The organism is Cohnella kolymensis (assembly GCF_000829465.1).
In the GTDB taxonomy this organism is placed as follows: domain Bacteria; phylum Bacillota; class Bacilli; order Paenibacillales; family Paenibacillaceae; genus Cohnella; species Cohnella kolymensis.
The window spans coordinates 218,844-235,146 of the sequence record NZ_JXAL01000016.1; the positions used below are offsets into that span (position 1 = coordinate 218,844).

The window sequence follows — 16,303 nt, forward strand, 5'->3', positions numbered from 1 at the left end:
GCTCGGAACGGGGGTCCGAGGAGAGAAGCGTGCATCCTTCAGCCGAAGCTTGACTTGTCTGAGTCCGCTCTCTCTTGGAACGCCCGTTTCGAGGGTTGCTATAACAAGCGCATTCATTTGAAGGAGGAACACAACCCAATGGCAGTAAACTTATTTCATGAAAAAGACGCGGATCTGAGCGTTCTCAAAGGCAAGACAATCGCGGTAATCGGCTATGGCAGCCAAGGCCATGCCCAAGCACAAAATCTGCGCGACAGCGGACTTAACGTGATAATCGGACTTCGCGCCGGTAAATCCGCAGACAGCGCGCGCAATGACGGTTTCGAGGTTCTGTCCGTTGCGGATGCAACTCGTAAAGCCGATGTCGTACAAATTTTGATGCCGGATGAGACGCAAGCCAGCGTGTACAAGAATGAAATCGAGCCAAACCTTAAAAAAGGTGCCGCTCTCATGTTCTCTCACGGCTTTAACATTCATTTCGGACAAATCGTAGCACCGGCGGACGCCGACGTTCTTCTCGTAGCGCCTAAATCCCCGGGCCACATGGTTCGTCGTACTTACGTCGAAGGTTTTGGCGTGCCGGGATTGATCGCCATTCACCAGAACGGTACCGGTAAAGCATTCGAGATCGGCATGGCCTACGCCAAAGGAATCGGCTGCACCCGCGCGGGAGTAATCGAAACGTCCTTCCGCGAAGAAACCGAAACCGACTTGTTCGGTGAGCAGGCCGTTCTTTGCGGCGGCGCGAGCGCTCTTGTCAAAGCCGGTTTCGAAACGCTCGTTGAAGCCGGTTATGCGCCTGAAATGGCTTACTTCGAATGTTTGCACGAGCTTAAGCTGATCGTCGACCTCATGTACGAGGGCGGCTTGGCTTCGATGCGCAGCTCCATCTCCAACACTGCGGAATACGGCGACTATGTTACCGGACCTCGCATTGTAACGGACGAGACGAAAAAAAGAAATGAAGCGCGTTCTCGAAGATATTCAATCGGGCCGTTTTGCTCGCGACTTCATCCTGGAAAACCAATCCAACCGTGCGTTCCTTACGGCTACCCGCCGCAACGAAGCCGAGCATCCGATCGAAACGGTCGGCGCCGAGCTGCGCGGCATGATGCACTGGATCAAGAAGTAATCCGTTCCGATATGTATACCCCCGGCCATGGCTGGGGGTTTTTATTAAAACAGCGTAAAAAAAAGCGCGGCGTACCGGCTTAAAGCCTAGGCTCGTTATGCTATAATTTTTAAAAAGCCGATTTGCCCTTCAGGAGGTGTGCGGGTTCAGCCCTGCTATGCGAAAAATTTATATTTTCGATACGACGCTGCGAGACGGTGAGCAATCGCCCGGCGTTAACCTTAACACGCAAGAAAAAGTGGAAATCGCGCTGCAGTTGGAAAAGCTGGGCGTAGACCGGATTGAGGCGGGATTCCCCGCAGCATCCCCAGGTGATCTGGCTGCGGTTAACGCAGTTGCTCGCGCTGTGAAGAATGCTACAATCGTCGGCCTGGCCCGTTCGCGGGAGCCGGATATCGATGCTGTAAAAGAAGCTCTTATAGGCGCGCAAGATCCGTGTATTCATCTTTTCCTCGCAACGTCGCCGATCCACCGCAAGCATAAGCTGCGCATGGAGAAGGAACAGGTGCTTGAGAATGCGGAACGCGCGATCCGTTATGCAAAGCAGTATTTTGATAAAATCGAATTTTCTCCTGAGGATGCCGGGCGTACGGAACTGGAATTTCTGTGCGAGGTTACGGAGATGGCTATTAACGCGGGCGCGACGGTTGTCAATATACCGGATACGGTCGGTTATATGACTCCGCAGGAATTCGGGAACATTTTCAAGACGTTAAAAGAAAAAGTGCCCGGGATAGAACGTATTCAACTGTCGGCACACTGTCATGACGACTTAGGCATGGCAACCGCCAATGCGCTAGCTGCTATCTTGAACGGCGCCGATCAAATTGAAGGTACGATCAACGGCATCGGTGAGCGTGCAGGCAACACGGCATTGGAAGAAGTGGCGTTAACTCTGGAGACGAGAGCCGAGTTTTTCCAAGCGAAGACCTCGCTGCATCTTTCGGAAATCGCCAGAACGAGCCGGTTGGTAAGCAAGCTGACGGGTATGGTCGTTCCCGGCAACAAGGCGATTGTCGGCGCGAATGCTTTTGCTCATGAATCCGGTATCCATCAAGACGGGATGCTTAAAGAGAAGAGCACTTACGAGATCATGTCACCGGATACGATCGGCCTGAAAGAGAGCAAGCTGGTACTGGGCAAACATTCCGGCCGTCACGCATTCCGTGAGAAGCTGATCGACCTTGGCTACGAACAGTTGACCGAGGATCAAGTGAATGCCGCCTTCGGCAAGTTCAAAGACATCGCCGACCGGAAGAAAACCGTCACTGACGAGGATCTGAGGGCGCTGTTGGAAGAGAAAATGATCGACACGCCTGAAGTGTTTGCTTTGCAACAGTTAATCGTATCCTTCGATACTCATACTACGCCAACCGCCAAGGTTAAGCTGAAGACTGTCAAGGGGCTTGTGGAACACAAAGCCGAAGGTAACGGCTCAGTGGATGCGATATATCAGGCCATTGACGCGTTGACAGGTGAAACCGTAGAGCTGGACGACTATTCGATCAAATCCGTAACCGATGGAACCGATGCGCTCGGCGAAGTGCATGTGGTCCTCAAACAGGGCGACAACAGTGCGCAGGGCCGCGGTGTCAGTACCGATATTCTGGAAGCAAGCGCACGTGCATACGTGGATGCCTTGAACCGGCTCATCGATAAGCGTAACGCGCCGGCCCGCAATCGTCGCGATAACGTAACTTTGATCTAAGAGCGAAATGGGGAAATAAAGATGAACTACCGGTTTTCCGCCAGATTAGGTACGTTCTCATCTTCGGCGGTTCGTGAAATTTTAAAGCTGACGCAGAAAAAATCGGTGATATCGTTCGCAGGCGGGCTGCCGGCTGAAGAGCATTTCCCGGTCGCTGCCGTAAGGAATGCTTTTGAACGAGTGATGGCAGAGGGCAATAAGGCGCTGCAATATGGTCTGACTGAAGGCTATTTGCCGCTGCGGGAAAGTATCTGCCGCTGGATGACACGCAAAGGCGTGTCCGTCACGCCGGATGACATGCTCTTGACCACCGGTTCGCAGCAAGCGATCGATCTGTTAACCCGCATTTATATTGATCCGGGCGATGTGATCCTGGTGGAGCGGCCGACTTATTTGTCAGCTCTGCAAGTGTTCCGTTCTTACGGAGCATCGCTGATTTCGGTAAAAACGGACGCCGAAGGCATGGATCTCGAGGATTTGGCGGCCAAGATCAAGCAGTACCGCCCCAAAATGGTCTACGTCATCCCGACCTTCTCCAATCCGACCGGTAAAGCATGGAGCCTGGACCGGCGTAAGGGAGTCTTGAAATTGTGCCGGGAAAACGATGCCCTTATTCTTGAGGATGATCCTTATGGCGAGCTAAAATTCGGGGATGCTGCGGTGACTTACCCGTCCATCTTTTCTCTGGATCAGCACCCTGCAGGCTCCTGTGTGGTGTACACCAGCACATTCTCCAAAACCGTCGCTCCTGCGCTTCGTACCGGCTGGGTGATGGCCGATCCGGATATCATTCGCCATATGGCCCGTGCGAAGCAAGCTGCTGATTTGCACTCCAGTTCTTTGGACCAGCAAACCCTTTATCAATTGATGGAGCATTTCGATCTTGATGCGCATATCTCCTTCGTCCGTAAAGAGTATGAGAAGCGGATGCGGCAGATGGCAGACTTGCTCGAGCAGCAGCAATGGCCGGGTGTCAAATGGACGGAGCCCAAAGGCGGTATGTTCTTTTGGCTGGAGCTCCCCGCGCAGATCGACACGGCCGAGCTGCTCAAGACGGCCGTCGATCTGGGTGTGGCCTTTGTTCCGGGTGCCACCTTCTATGCCGAGAATCCGCAGCACAATACGATGCGCTTGAACTTCACGCATACCGACTTCGAAGGTACGATTACCGGAATGTGCCGTTTGTCGCAGGCTTTGGAAAGCGTGTTGGTTCGTTAATTGTTCTTGTTAAGGGGGGCATGCAGCGTGCATGGCCCCCTTTTTTGCTCGTCTCATAGCTCAATCCTATTGAACTCATAGCAATTATCTATTTTGCCTCTTGCCGAAAATGTGCTAAAACTGAGAAAGAGATCAGAGCGACAAAACCTATTCGGGAGTGAACATATTTATGGCTGAAGTTAAAAAAATTGCCGTGATCGCAGGCGACGGGATTGGTCCTGAAGTCGTTGCGGAAGCGGAAAAAGTATTGAAACGTACGGAAGAATTGTTCGGCTATCAGTTTGAGCTGGAGCGCGGCTTGTTCGGCGGAATCGCGATTGATGAGAGAGGAACTCCGCTTCCGGACGATACCCTGGAGATGTGCCGCAGAGCGGACGCCGTTCTGCTTGGCGCTGTAGGCGGCCCTAAGTGGGACAACAATCCGAAGGAATTGCGTCCGGAGACAGGGCTGTTAGGGATTCGCAAGGCGCTCGGGCTGTTCTCCAACATTCGTCCGGCGGTCGTGTTCGACTGTCTCAAGGATGCCTCCACCCTGAAGCCTGAAGTTCTCGAAGGCACGGATCTGATCGTGATTCGGGAATTAACGGGCGGGATCTACTTCGGAGATAAATTCCGCCGCGATTCCGAGAACGGCCGGGAAGCCGTCGACACTTGCGTGTACAACGAAACGGAAATCGAGCGCATCGTGCATCAAGGGTTTGAAGTTGCACAAAAGCGCCGTAAAAAATTGGCTTCCGTCGATAAAGCGAACGTATTGGAAACTTCAAGGCTGTGGCGGGAAACCGTTAACCGGATTGCCCCGGAATATCCCGATGTCGAAGTGGAGCATGTGCTGGTCGATAACTGTGCCATGCAGCTTCTCCGCCGTCCGTCGAGCTTTGATGTTATCGTAACGGAGAATATGTTCGGAGATATCCTCAGTGATGAAGCGGCAATGCTCACCGGATCCATCGGAATGCTGTCATCCGCTTCGCTCGGTGAAGGAAGCTTCGGGCTGTACGAGCCGGTTCATGGCTCCGCACCGGACATTGCAGGTCAGGGGATCGCAAACCCGATTGCAACGATTTTGTCGGTAGCGTTGATGTTCCGCCTCACTCTGGGCTATGAAGAAGCGGCGGATGTGATCGAGCGTGCCGTCAAAAACGTGCTGGATGCCGGACATCGCACCGGAGACATCGCGGTAGACAAGAGTAAAGCGATTGGCACGACGGCAATGGGCGATCTAATTGTGGCAGCAATGTTACGATAAAAACCTTTATTTATAACGATTCTAAAAAAAGAATTGCTATCGTCTTGACTAGCCTGTCCTCGAATGGTACCATTTTTTAAGTGAACATTATGGTACCGGCTGCAGAGGCCGGACTGACAGGAGGGTATTACAAAGATGGCAGAACGTATGGTTGGACGTCCCGCACCGGACTTCACGATGGAGACTGCGCTGGGCAACGGTCAGGACTTCGGAAACGTATCTTTGGCAGATTATCGCGGCAAATGGCTCGTATTTTTCTTCTACCCGCTCGACTTCACTTTCGTATGTCCGACGGAAATCACTGCGCTTTCCGAAGCGTATGATGAGTTCAAGAAAATGGATGCGGAAGTTCTCGGCGTCAGCGTAGACAGCAAACACAGCCACCGCGCTTGGATTAATACACCTAGAAACGACAACGGCCTCGGCCAATTGAACTTCCCGCTTGCTTCGGATATTACGAAACAAGTTGCACGCGATTATGGTGTTCTGATTGAAGAAGAAGGCGTCGCTTTGCGCGGTCTGTTCATTATCAGCCCTGAAGGTGAATTGAAATATCAAGTGGTTAACCACAACGATATCGGCCGCAGCGTAGAGGAAACTGTCCGTGTACTTTCCGCTCTGCAATCCGGCGGATTGTGCCCGATGAACTGGAAAGCTGGAGACAAGAACCTCGTCGCGAAATAATCAAATCGGACAAGCCTATAACACGCTCCCCGGAACCATCTTCCGGGGAGCGCTGTTTTTTTCTTAAAAAATTGTAACTTTTTTGGGTATCGGTCGGCGGCAGGAATTGTGTTTGTGAGTAGAGAATATAGTGTGTAGAATTAAAGGCGCACCACTGAAGGAGGGGAAGAGCGATGAGCTTCTGCTGCGGAGCCAGCATGATTGGGACGAAAGGCACGTTGAAACATTATCGGACACGGATTCATAACGTGCCCATTATGTTTTGTCCCGTTTGTCACAGAGTCGAGGTCCACTATCTGGTTGAGAACGAATACGAAATATTGGCCGAGTATGCGCATGGCGACGGAGCGTCTGAAGTCGACTTCCACGACTATGTGGATGAGTCGGACAAAGCCCTCCATGAGAATTGCGTGAACAATGAAGATGAAGATCCGATGGTTATCGTACAGAGCCAAATCGATCTTTCACTTGACTTGCTCTCCTTTGCGAAGCAAATCGAAGACGCCGAATGGCAGCAGCAGCTCAAGAAACGCCTTGGGGTACTGAGTCAAAGGCGCCACAAGCTGCGTATGAAGAAAACGTCCGGGGGCGCAATCTGACTTGCTTCATACCGTCCTATCCGAATCGGTTAATACGAGGACTGCCCCTCAAGCAGATCACAGTCTGCCAGGGTCAGTCCCTTTATATTTTCAGGGATACCCCCTCAAATCATCGGGGCGTTCCGAATTTTATGAACGTGGGGTGAGCGGGTGCTGCTCGTACTATGGAAAAAATGGCTGAACGCGCCGGATAACGCTGCTCGCGCTTCTATAGAAGAAACGCCGGAACAATGGGTGGAAAACATCCAGGACGGTGACAGTGAGCTTCGCAACCAGCTGATTCAGAAGTATCATCCATACATATTGAAGACAACAAGCCGATTTTTCCGCCGGTATATCGATCCGCAGCGTGATGACGAATTCAGTGTTGCATTGTCGGCTTTCGATGAGGCCATCTCCCGGTATTCCCCGGAGGGCGGGCGGTTGTTTTTGGGTTTTGCGGAAACGGTCATGAGGCGCAGGCTTATCGATTATGTGCGGCAAGAAAAGAAACATGCGGCTTCGGTCCCTTACAGCGCATTCGATACCGAAAGTGATGACGGCGCCCCCATGAACCGAATTGAAGTCACTCAGGCGCTTGAAGTCTACAATCAGGAGTTGACGGCGGACGAACGAAGAATGGAGATCCTGTCGCTGACGGAAGAGTTGGCCGTATTCGGCATAACATTCGCTGATCTGGCGGATCATTCTCCGCGGCATCAGGACTCACGCCGCACGCTTCTGTCAATGGGCAAACGTCTTGCTCTTAACGATAAGTTATTTCATACGCTGCGCGATAAAAGGCAGCTTCCCATTAAAGAACTATGCGAGAACGAAACGGTGTCAAGGAAAACGATAGAACGGCACCGGAAGTATTTGATCGCCATTTCACTCATAGTTCATGGAGTTTACCCGTATTTGCAGGAGTATATCGGGCTGGATGGATTAGGGAAGGAGGAGTCGCTATGAACCGGGGAACCGTAATGGAACTCGGCAGGAAGAACACGGTAGTGCTTACGCCGGATGGACAATTTGTGCATATAAGAAAAGAAACGCATCATCGGATCGGTACAGAGACTGCCTTTTCCACCGAAGCGCATTTGCGCATGGGCAGGCATTGGATCGCTTCAGGATTGTCGGCAGCCGCACTGCTTCTTCTTTTTCTCGGATTGTGGACCTTCTGGACTCCTCCCGTCGTCGCCTATGTCACTATGGATATTAACCCGAGCGTAGAATTGGGGCTGGATGCGAAAGAGCGCGTGCGAGAAGTCAGGGCCGTTAATGACGATGCGGACTTTATTGTTGAAGGTCTGAGTTATCGCGGTCGTGATCTAGAGTCTGTCATGGCCGAGATTGCGAAGAAACTGGTTGCCAAGAACCTGTTGACGATGACCGACGGACAGATCGTCATCGCAAGTGTGCCGGTGAAAGCTTTGGATGCCGGCTGGGAAACAGAAGTGACGTACAAAATGAAGCAAGTCCTTCTTGAGGCAGCAGGGCAGGGCAATGTGCAAGCCGCTCAGAGCCTTCACATCACCACCGTTTCACTGCCGGCCGAAGTGCGTGAAGAAGCGGAAGCTAACGGGGTCTCATCCGGCAAAATGGCTTTCTGGCTCATTGCCGACAGCCAAGGGCATGAACTCTCCATTGATACGTTAAAAAGCGAATCGCTCAAGAACATTGCGGCATCTTGGGGTAAAGTAGATGAAATCATGAGCGATCATGAACAGAGTAAAGAGACCAAACATGCATGGAAGAAGCTTCTCAAGCAAGCTAAAAAGAATAAAAAACTGACGGCCGAATCCGAGCGGAACTCTCCGGCACCCAGCGGTGAAGAAGAAACCGTGGAACCGACACCGTCAGAAAAACCGGATGCCTCCGACAAACCGCAAGGATCGGATAAACCGAAACAAGCGGGCGAAGGGGAAGATGGCAAGAAATCCGGAGATATCGATAAACCCGGGCGCTCCGGACAGGACAAGCCTAAGGATCGACAAGGTAATGACGATGACAAAGATGATGAGGATAAAGTAGACGACGGAAAGCAAGACAAAGTTCGCGACAAAGACGGCAAAGTGAAAACAGACGACCGTAAAAAGTCGGATGCCGCTCAGAAATGGCAAACCAAACGAGACCAAAATTCCGGGAAAAACGACGATCCTGATCATGATGACGACGACAGAGACACCGATGAATAAGAAAGATTTGAAAAGGTTCTGCTTTCGACAACAGCTGTTATCTATCGACAACATCTCCCGTTGACAGGTTTGCCGCGCAATGACTATGATTAACTTGGCTTTTTGTCATTGCATGGCATCTCTGTAGGAGGGGCGTGTCGTATGGATGGGTGGAGAGCACAGTATTTTCCGATTCTTGCCGATTTTGTCCGTAACAGCGGTCAATCGGGTCGTCTTGAGACCGAACCGCTGCGACAGCAGCTAAGCGGAGTGCCGATCGACGACATCCTGGAACATCACGAAGAGAGTGTTAAATTCCTACTCTCCTATGCGGATTCTGAAGACCGGATGACGTTCGTTCATCGGTCTCTTTTGTTTATTACGGAGCTTCTTTTAGCGCTGCGCTTGCCTGAAGCTGCGGCGGCGAGCGATGGCATGTATGCGGAACATTTGCTCAAAGTGATCCATACGCCGCCGATCGAGGAAGAACGCCCGAACAAATTTGAAACCGTTCTCCAACATATGGACAGCGGAGTTGCCTTGTTCGACGGGGCAGGTAATTTGCGGTTTTTGAACGTCCAAATGTCACGCATGCTGCAAGCACCCCGCAAATCGCTCATCGGCAGTACGCTGTTTCAGCTGTTTTTCCATAGGAATCTTCGGCTTCCGATCCGGAGAATGTTTCTGCGCATGTATAAAGAAATGACGCTTTACCGCCGGTTTCACGGGGAATTTCAGGATGTGAACGGCCGATGCCTTCTTGTCAGCATCTCGAAGATGGAAGAACTGGATGGAGATTACCTGGTCAGCGTCAAGGACGTTTCGGAGTACAAGCAAATCGAGCAAAGCGCTCTTCAGAACGACAAGCTCGCGATGCTCGGTAAAATTGCCGCGGCCATCGCGCATGAAATCCGCAATCCGCTTACTTCCATTAGAGGATTTATTCAACTGCTGAATCCGTTCCTCAAGGAAGTCGGCAAGGAGGAATACGGACGGATTATCCTTTCCGAAATCGACCGGGCTAACGACATCATTTTCGAGTTTCTTAATTCCTCGAAGCCTTCGGATCCGATGAAACAGAAAGTCGTGGTCGGCATGCTTCTCAAGGAAACTATCATGTTGTCGGAAAGCGAGGCATTAATGAGAGGGTGCGAGCTTCATTGTGAAGTGTTTGACCCAGATCTCACGGTAGCCATTGATGTGAAACAGGTAAAACAAGTATTGCTCAATATCGTTAAAAATGCGTTGGATGCCATTTCAGAGGTTAAAGAAAAACGTAAGGGACGCATCGATATTTGTGCGCGGCGCGAGGGGAAATATGCGCTGATTTCAATTCGGGATAACGGTAAGGGCATGGAACGCGCCATTTTAAATAGATTGTTCGATCCGTTCTTCACGACCAAAGAAGCGGGAACAGGCTTGGGGCTCTCCGTCAGCTCCCGCATTATCTGCAATCACGGAGGGACGATTGAAGTGGACAGCACAGTGAATGAAGGCACGGAATTTATGATCTATTTGCCTTTTGCGGAAGGAAAAGAGTAGAATCGGGATAAATACACATCCGCATAAGGTGGGACCCATTCACTCATGTTATGGAAAGCATGGCCGGTTAAATGGAAATCCGTCGCTTCCGGTGAACTGCAGGACAGTTCGGCCGATGTAATTATCGTGCTGGTCGATACCGGCATTAAGGACGGCAGCACAGCAATCTTGCATCCGGTATTGGATGAAGCGCTTCGCGACTTAGCGGGCCGCGGCGTTATTGAAGGGAAGCCGGCTGAGACGGCATTGTTGCCTACTTTGGGATTGCTCCCGCAGAAATACGCTTTATTCGCAGGCTGTGAAGCTGCGCCTTATACGTCCAAAGCTCTGCGCAATGCCGCAGGGAGCATCGGCAGTAAGCTGCTCGAGTTGAAGATCAGGACGGCGCACGTTATCGTACCTGCCGGATTATCGATGTCGATGGTCGAGAGGCAGTTATCGATTGCAGCTCCGCTTTCGTTGAAGGACTTTTGTTAAGCCTGTACCGCCGCGACACCCTGGAGAAATCCGGCCGCGTGCAAGCCGCACTCGAAGAAGTTGTCTTTGTTCTTGAAGATCAGCAATATATTGCGGATTGGAATCAAGGTGTGGAGCATGGCAGACAGGTGGCTGACGCAGTCTGTTACGCTCGGGAGCTGACGAACAAGCCGTCTAATCTGTTGACACCTCAGGTGTTGGCCGAGCAGGCCCAGTCATTATCGGACCAATACGGCTTTGAGTGCCGTATTTATAATGAGGAAGAAGCTGCCAAAGAGGAAATGGGCGGCTTGTTAGCCGTTGGCGGAGGCAGTATAAATCCGCCTCGAATGATTGTGATGCGTTATACGGGTGCGCCTGATTCCAAAGAAATTCTAGGCCTGGTGGGCAAAGGCATCACTTTCGACGCCGGCGGAATATCTCTGAAGCCGTCGCATGGCATGGAAGAGTTTATTTCAGACATGGGCGGCGCTGCGGCGGTATTCGGCGTTATGAGAGGACTCGGCTCGTTAAAGCCGCCGATCAATGTCGCAGCCGTCGTTGCAGCTGCTGAAAATATGCCGTCCGGCAGCGCCTATAAGCCTGGCGATGTAATAACGACCTATAGCGGAAAAACCATCGAGGTGCTTAACACCGATGCCGAAGGGCGCATCGTTCTGGCGGATGCAATGACAACCGCGATTCGAGCCGGCGCTACACAGCTCGTGGATATCGCAACCTTGACGGGCGCGGTAATGCATGCGTTGGGCGATCTTACCACCGGCGCTTTTACGAACGAGGACGCTTTTCTGCAGAGCTTTATTCAAGCCGGGAACCGGGCGGGTGAGTACGTATGGCCGCTGCCTTTGCATCCTGAATACCGCAGCTTGATCAAAAGCGAAGTTGCCGATATGAAAAACCACGGCGGACCTTGGGCAGGCGCGATTGCAGGCGCATTGCTGATCGGCGCGTTCGCGGAGGAACGTCCATGGATTCATCTCGATATCGGCGGAACAACCTGGATGTGGAGCGATCGGGGATTCGAGAGCAAAGGCGGAACGGGTGTTATGGTCCGGACGCTGCTTGAATATATTCGATACGAAACGGAACATCGTAGAATGACATAATTTTTTACACAACATGGGGGAACTTCGGATGCTGAATTCATTTCTTCAAGGTTTCCGGCGGACGATGGGCATTCGCCAGATTGAGTCTGTGAACCGCAAAGGTTTACGCACTGCGTTAATTGAAGGAATACCTGCCAATATCATTGCGAACCTGCTTGGCGGACCGTTGCAGACGATTTACCTGACTTATCTCGGTTTCACAGCGGTCCATATCGGGCTTGTGTTGGCAATTCCTCCATTTGCGATGCTCATTCAGATAGTTATTGCAATTGCCATGCAGAAGTGGCATAACCGTAAATTATTTTTGTCCTTTTTTGCCATTGCCCATCGGGCTTTATGGGTCTGTACAGGACTTATTCCGCTATTCTTCTCGCAAGATGCTTGGATTCCCGTTTATATTGCTTTGTGGCTCGTTTCCTTTCTCGCTGCTCATTCCAGCGGGGTGATCTGGACGTCTTTAATGGCGGATCTCGTACCCAAATCAGTCAGGGGCAAATATTTCGGTATCCGCAACACGATACATTGGGCCGTCGTGTGCGTCACGCTGTTCGCCGGCGGTCAAATCATGGAGTGGCTTCCCGGGACAACGGGGTTCATCATCCTGTTCTCAATCAGCGGGATCTGCGTCATTTGGAACGCATGGGAGCTGTCCCGCTATCCGAATCCACCGTTTCAGCCTTCGGACAGCGGTACGTCGTATCGAATGCTGTTTAGGCCGTTTTCGGACAAGCTTTTCTTGTCGTCCACTTTGTTCATCTCCGTATTTATCCTTGTGGAGAACGTCGTTATTCCGCTTTTCGCGTATGTCATGCTTGAAGTGATGAACCTCAGCACCACGATGGTTACGTTAATCGCAGTTCTGCAGAATTTGGTGATGATGGTCAGCTACTACTATTGGGGAATTCTAAACGGCAGATATTCTACGAACACTTTGCTTTTATGGACGTTTCCGATCATTGCCCTGTCCTGTGTCGTATGGGCCGGGATGGTGATCCTGCCTGCTCTTCTGATTCTTGTGGTCGTTCATATCATGCTTGGTTTCGGTCTTGCCGGCTATAACCTGCTTGTATTCAATTTTCTTATCGGGGACTCTCCGAAATCGGAGCGTCCTATGTATATTGCCGTGTTCTCCGCATTCACCGGAATTGCCGGGTTTATCGGCCCGATTGCCGGAGGCTGGTTATACGATCAGGCGGATACCGGTCCTCGCTGGCTGCAGACGTATGGGATGACTTCTATCGCCGGGGCGGCCATGCTGCTCTTAGCCCTTGGCATTGCTCCGTTTGTGTTCAGTCATCGGCGGGGGCATTCTAGAGTTAACATGAAGGTGAAGGAAGGGGCGAAACTTAAAGCATGAGTATAGACGATACAACGAAGCTGCAGGAACGGGTGCCTCCGGGGCAAAGACTGACGGAGGGCTTCCCCGTGCTGCATCATGGGGACACAATTGAATATGGAGATTTGAGCAGGTGGGATTTCAGGGTATTCGGTCTTGTCGAGGAACAGGTATTTCTATCTTACGATGAGTTCATGAGCCTTCCTCGCCGGGAGTACACTAACGATATCCATTGCGTTACGACTTGGTCCAAGCTGGACAATGTATGGGAAGGCGTGCCGGTCTCGGCCGTAATGGAACGTGTTAAACTGAAGCTCGAAGCTAAATATGTCATGCTGCACGCCGAACAAGGATGGACAACCAACCTGCCGCTGGAAGATTTTCTTCGCGATACGTCCTTTTTCGGGATCAAGCATAACGGAGAGCCGCTCACGCCGGAACATGGATTTCCCGTACGCATGGTTGTGCCGCACCTCTACTTCTGGAAAAGCGCGAAATGGCTCAGAGGAATCGAGTTCATGGCAAAGGACAAGCCCGGCTTCTGGGAGCGCAACGGCTACAGCATGTACGGCGACCCGTGGCTAAGCCAACGTTACGATTTTGATTAAAGTTAAAGGCGGCAATTAAGCCGCCTTATTTCGTTGTTATTGATACGATTTTACAAGGCGTTCTGCGTCCTGGGCCGCCAATAGCTGGCCCTGTGGCATCCACAATAATTTCCTTAAACAAGGATTGAACAGCGAGCTTCTTGTGAGACATTTCGAAGTACTCCCAGTTCTTTTTCAAGTCCTTGGCGAAATTCACCACGTCAGAAACCATTCGCGGAAAAATTGGAAATCAGCCAAACAACGCTGAGCTTATTAGTGAATAATCGTTCGCTGCCAACACTGGAAATGGCCTATCGGATCTCTGAGGAATTGAACTTGAGCGTGCATGATATTTGGATAAAAGAAATAGAACAACCATAACCATTCATACTTATAAACAAAAATCTGAAAGGTGTGGTTCTTATGGGTGTTCGTAACACACTCAGAGATTTACGCTTCGAAATGAAGATGGATCAGAAGGACTTCGCGGAATTTCTTGGGGTTAATGCAAGCACATACAGCCGATGGGAGAGTAACAACCAGCAGCCTTCAATGGAATGGGCGCTGAAGATAGCCTCTAAAACCGGAAGAACAGTGGAGGCATTTATGTTGTTGGACAATCAGGGAATAATCTCGCTTGATTAGAGTGTCAATTTTAATGTTGCCGGCATAACATGTGCTATCCAAATCAACAGGAGGATGGTACAAATGGGTGCTATGCCGTATCATGTACGTCTCGCTGAATTGTTTCTGCACCAACGTCAAAGAACTCTCTCCGATTCCGAAGTCATGGAGATGACGCATTGTTTAGCGGCCAACGCAAGTTATTGTTGGGAACTGGTTATGTTGCAGAATTGTTCACAGGTCGCATACGAAGTCGGGGATATGGAATGGCTCCATGAAATCTGTGCAAAGATCGAGGCTCTGGAAATGGGTGGAGAGAAAAAGAAAAAAGACGGACAAAAAGAGCCCGCCACAGGTCTAATTCATAATGGTTACATTGTCTTATGCGCGGCGACCCTTGGAAAGAGCAACGGTATGATTTTGACTAACACAAAGGAGACGCTTATACAGCGTCTCCTTTGTGTTTGAGTTTGGATAGCTCAAAGTAATTTTTTGATTATTGTAAAATAAAATATAATTGGTATCTCGTTATAACTGAGAGGTGAGTTTGTCACTATACTAAAGAAAAAAGCAAGTTGGTCAAAATACCATGCTAGTCGTTTAATTGGGCGTAAAAAGGTGGACTGGTCGATATTTGAAGACGGTTTTTTTGCCGGCGCTTCAAGATTTGGTGAGGTTTACATTTTAATCATTACGGATTCACTTCGTTTGTTTTCGACGATACCCAGGGCATCCTTAATACCTTCTTGCAGGATCATCGAGAAATTAAGCTTGGCGTTTTGTGCGGCAGCTTTTAAAATGCTCCGCAGGGTGCAGTTGACACGTTCGACGGCTTCGTTATATCTATTCGCTAGGAAGCGAGTCGTCACGAGCGATACGAACCACTCACAAGGACCATCGTCGGGATCCGGTACGAATTTAACCTCGTTAATCGGAGTTGGCTTAGGAAGCTCATTCCCGGATGCGTATTCATGGTAGAGTACGCTCGAAAGCAACTCGGTAGCCATGCGGAACGCTTCGGGAACGTCGTTGCCTCCGGTAGCTGCGAATTGAATGTCGGGGAAGTGAACGCCGTACCTTCCCTCGTCGTCCTCGTACTTCGTGAAAATAGCTAGGTAGATAATGTCTTTCATCATGTCAGAACCTTTTACTTGAACACCGTATTCTTTTAATCAGAGAAATGTATCAATTACATTTTCGTCGCTACCCACCCTCGGAGCAGATATGAGCCGTAGAATGTGAGGACATTGCCAAATCCAGCGGTCTGTAAAAGATCGAGCACTCGGCTTTCTGGTACTATTGGTGTGGCTCCCATGCGCTTCATCCCGCACCCGATGATTTCCGGGGATAGCCCAACCAGCTCCCTGTGCTTTGACAACGCAGCCATTTGCCTGCTGTGCTCAGGACTCCCATGCTCACCAACCATACACGCAAGGATGAGAGGAGCTTCCGGCTTCAAACGTTTTGCAATTCCTTTCAGGATAGAGAGCTTTGAACCATCATCAGGTATGAAATGTAAAACTAATAGGCATGTTGCGGCGTCAAATGGCTCAGCATCTACAAGTTCTTCCACGATTCCCTTGTAAAGGCTTACTCGATCCTCAAATCCCAATGATTCAGCTCGCTTCTTTGCAATTTCAAGCATTTGACCAGAAGGATCAACTCCGGTGAATGTCCATTTAGGATTAGGAGGACCAAAGGCCGATAGTTCCTTGCCACCCCCGACGCCGACGACAAGTAGCCTTGCACTATCTTCAAGTGTAGTTTTGAGGAATGCGTAACACATATCGAACAACTGATCATAAGTGGGGATAAGTTTCTTGATTTGCTGTTCATATTCCTGCCCGTATTCGCCATCGAAGTCTACAATTTGCGTATCCGTCAA

The 16,303-nt window shown here is 50.6% G+C and carries 17 protein-coding genes and 1 pseudogene; 16 read left to right on the top strand and 2 right to left on the bottom strand.

The genetic code is table 11. The features are described 5' to 3' along the window. Window positions 1-138 precede the first annotated feature (138 nt). From ilvC to SD71_RS24435, 16 genes and pseudogenes are all read left to right on the top strand, one after another. Window positions 139-1,132, top strand: a pseudogene (gene ilvC, locus SD71_RS11160) (ketol-acid reductoisomerase). A gap of 157 nt (window positions 1,133-1,289) precedes the next feature. After that, complete coding sequence (locus SD71_RS11165) at window positions 1,290-2,840, top strand: 2-isopropylmalate synthase (RefSeq protein ID WP_041062746.1); 1,551 nt, start codon at window positions 1,290-1,292, stop codon at window positions 2,838-2,840. Between the two features lie 21 nt (window positions 2,841-2,861). Next, on the top strand, window positions 2,862-4,058 hold the full coding sequence (locus SD71_RS11170) for an aminotransferase-like domain-containing protein (RefSeq protein ID WP_041062749.1): 1,197 nt from the start codon (window positions 2,862-2,864) through the stop codon (window positions 4,056-4,058). A gap of 169 nt (window positions 4,059-4,227) precedes the next feature. Further along, entirely contained in the window at window positions 4,228-5,307 is a 1,080-nt protein-coding gene (leuB, locus tag SD71_RS11175) for a 3-isopropylmalate dehydrogenase (protein WP_041062752.1), read from the top strand. Window positions 5,308-5,442: 135 nt separating this feature from the next. After that, entirely contained in the window at window positions 5,443-5,991 is a 549-nt protein-coding gene (locus SD71_RS11180; RefSeq protein ID WP_041062755.1) for a peroxiredoxin, read from the top strand. A gap of 173 nt (window positions 5,992-6,164) precedes the next feature. Further along, entirely contained in the window at window positions 6,165-6,590 is a 426-nt protein-coding gene (locus SD71_RS11185) for a hypothetical protein (RefSeq protein ID WP_041062759.1), read from the top strand. Window positions 6,591-6,740: 150 nt separating this feature from the next. Further along, window positions 6,741-7,538: an RNA polymerase sigma factor SigI gene (gene sigI, locus SD71_RS11190; RefSeq protein ID WP_041062762.1), complete on the top strand. Its 798-nt coding sequence runs from the start codon at window positions 6,741-6,743 to the stop codon at window positions 7,536-7,538. Further along, window positions 7,535-8,767: an anti-sigma factor domain-containing protein gene (locus tag SD71_RS23975; RefSeq protein WP_041062765.1), complete on the top strand. Its 1,233-nt coding sequence runs from the start codon at window positions 7,535-7,537 to the stop codon at window positions 8,765-8,767. The genes sigI and SD71_RS23975 overlap by 4 nt, the downstream gene beginning before the upstream one ends. 141 nt (window positions 8,768-8,908) lie before the next feature. Beyond that, window positions 8,909-10,288, top strand: coding sequence for an ATP-binding protein (locus SD71_RS11200; RefSeq protein ID WP_041062768.1), 1,380 nt, complete (start codon window positions 8,909-8,911; stop codon window positions 10,286-10,288). A 45-nt stretch (window positions 10,289-10,333) separates the two neighbouring features. Beyond that, a complete protein-coding gene (locus SD71_RS11205) occupies window positions 10,334-10,765 on the top strand; it encodes a macro domain-containing protein (RefSeq protein WP_041062771.1) in 432 nt (143 codons plus the stop codon). Continuing rightward, window positions 10,759-11,871 (top strand): leucyl aminopeptidase family protein, encoded by a 1,113-nt coding sequence (locus SD71_RS11210; RefSeq protein WP_052476160.1) that lies wholly within the window; start codon window positions 10,759-10,761, stop codon window positions 11,869-11,871. The genes SD71_RS11205 and SD71_RS11210 overlap by 7 nt, the downstream gene beginning before the upstream one ends. 28 nt (window positions 11,872-11,899) lie before the next feature. Continuing rightward, on the top strand, window positions 11,900-13,228 hold the full coding sequence (locus SD71_RS11215) for an MFS transporter (RefSeq protein WP_052476162.1): 1,329 nt from the start codon (window positions 11,900-11,902) through the stop codon (window positions 13,226-13,228). Beyond that, the gene (locus tag SD71_RS11220; protein WP_041062774.1) at window positions 13,225-13,815 is read left to right on the top strand and encodes a sulfite oxidase-like oxidoreductase; all 591 of its coding nucleotides are present in this window, start codon (window positions 13,225-13,227) and stop codon (window positions 13,813-13,815) included. The genes SD71_RS11215 and SD71_RS11220 overlap by 4 nt, the downstream gene beginning before the upstream one ends. 123 nt (window positions 13,816-13,938) lie before the next feature. Next, window positions 13,939-14,175, top strand: coding sequence for a helix-turn-helix transcriptional regulator (locus SD71_RS25560; protein ID WP_082034184.1), 237 nt, complete (start codon window positions 13,939-13,941; stop codon window positions 14,173-14,175). Window positions 14,176-14,217: 42 nt separating this feature from the next. Then, window positions 14,218-14,439 carry a helix-turn-helix transcriptional regulator gene (locus SD71_RS11225; RefSeq protein ID WP_041062776.1) on the top strand — a complete coding sequence of 74 codons (222 nt, stop codon included), beginning with the start codon at window positions 14,218-14,220 and terminating at the stop codon, window positions 14,437-14,439. A gap of 63 nt (window positions 14,440-14,502) precedes the next feature. Beyond that, complete coding sequence (locus SD71_RS24435; protein ID WP_200889587.1) at window positions 14,503-14,886, top strand: DUF7667 family protein; 384 nt, start codon at window positions 14,503-14,505, stop codon at window positions 14,884-14,886. Between the two features lie 209 nt (window positions 14,887-15,095). Here the strand turns inward: SD71_RS24435 and SD71_RS11235 are convergent, their stop codons facing one another. Both SD71_RS11235 and SD71_RS11240 read right to left on the bottom strand, forming a co-directional pair. Further along, on the bottom strand, window positions 15,096-15,554 hold the full coding sequence (locus tag SD71_RS11235) for a type II toxin-antitoxin system HicB family antitoxin (RefSeq protein WP_041062779.1): 459 nt from the start codon (window positions 15,552-15,554) through the stop codon (window positions 15,096-15,098). A gap of 53 nt (window positions 15,555-15,607) precedes the next feature. Then, entirely contained in the window at window positions 15,608-16,303 is a 696-nt protein-coding gene (locus SD71_RS11240; protein WP_052476163.1) for a class I SAM-dependent methyltransferase, read from the bottom strand.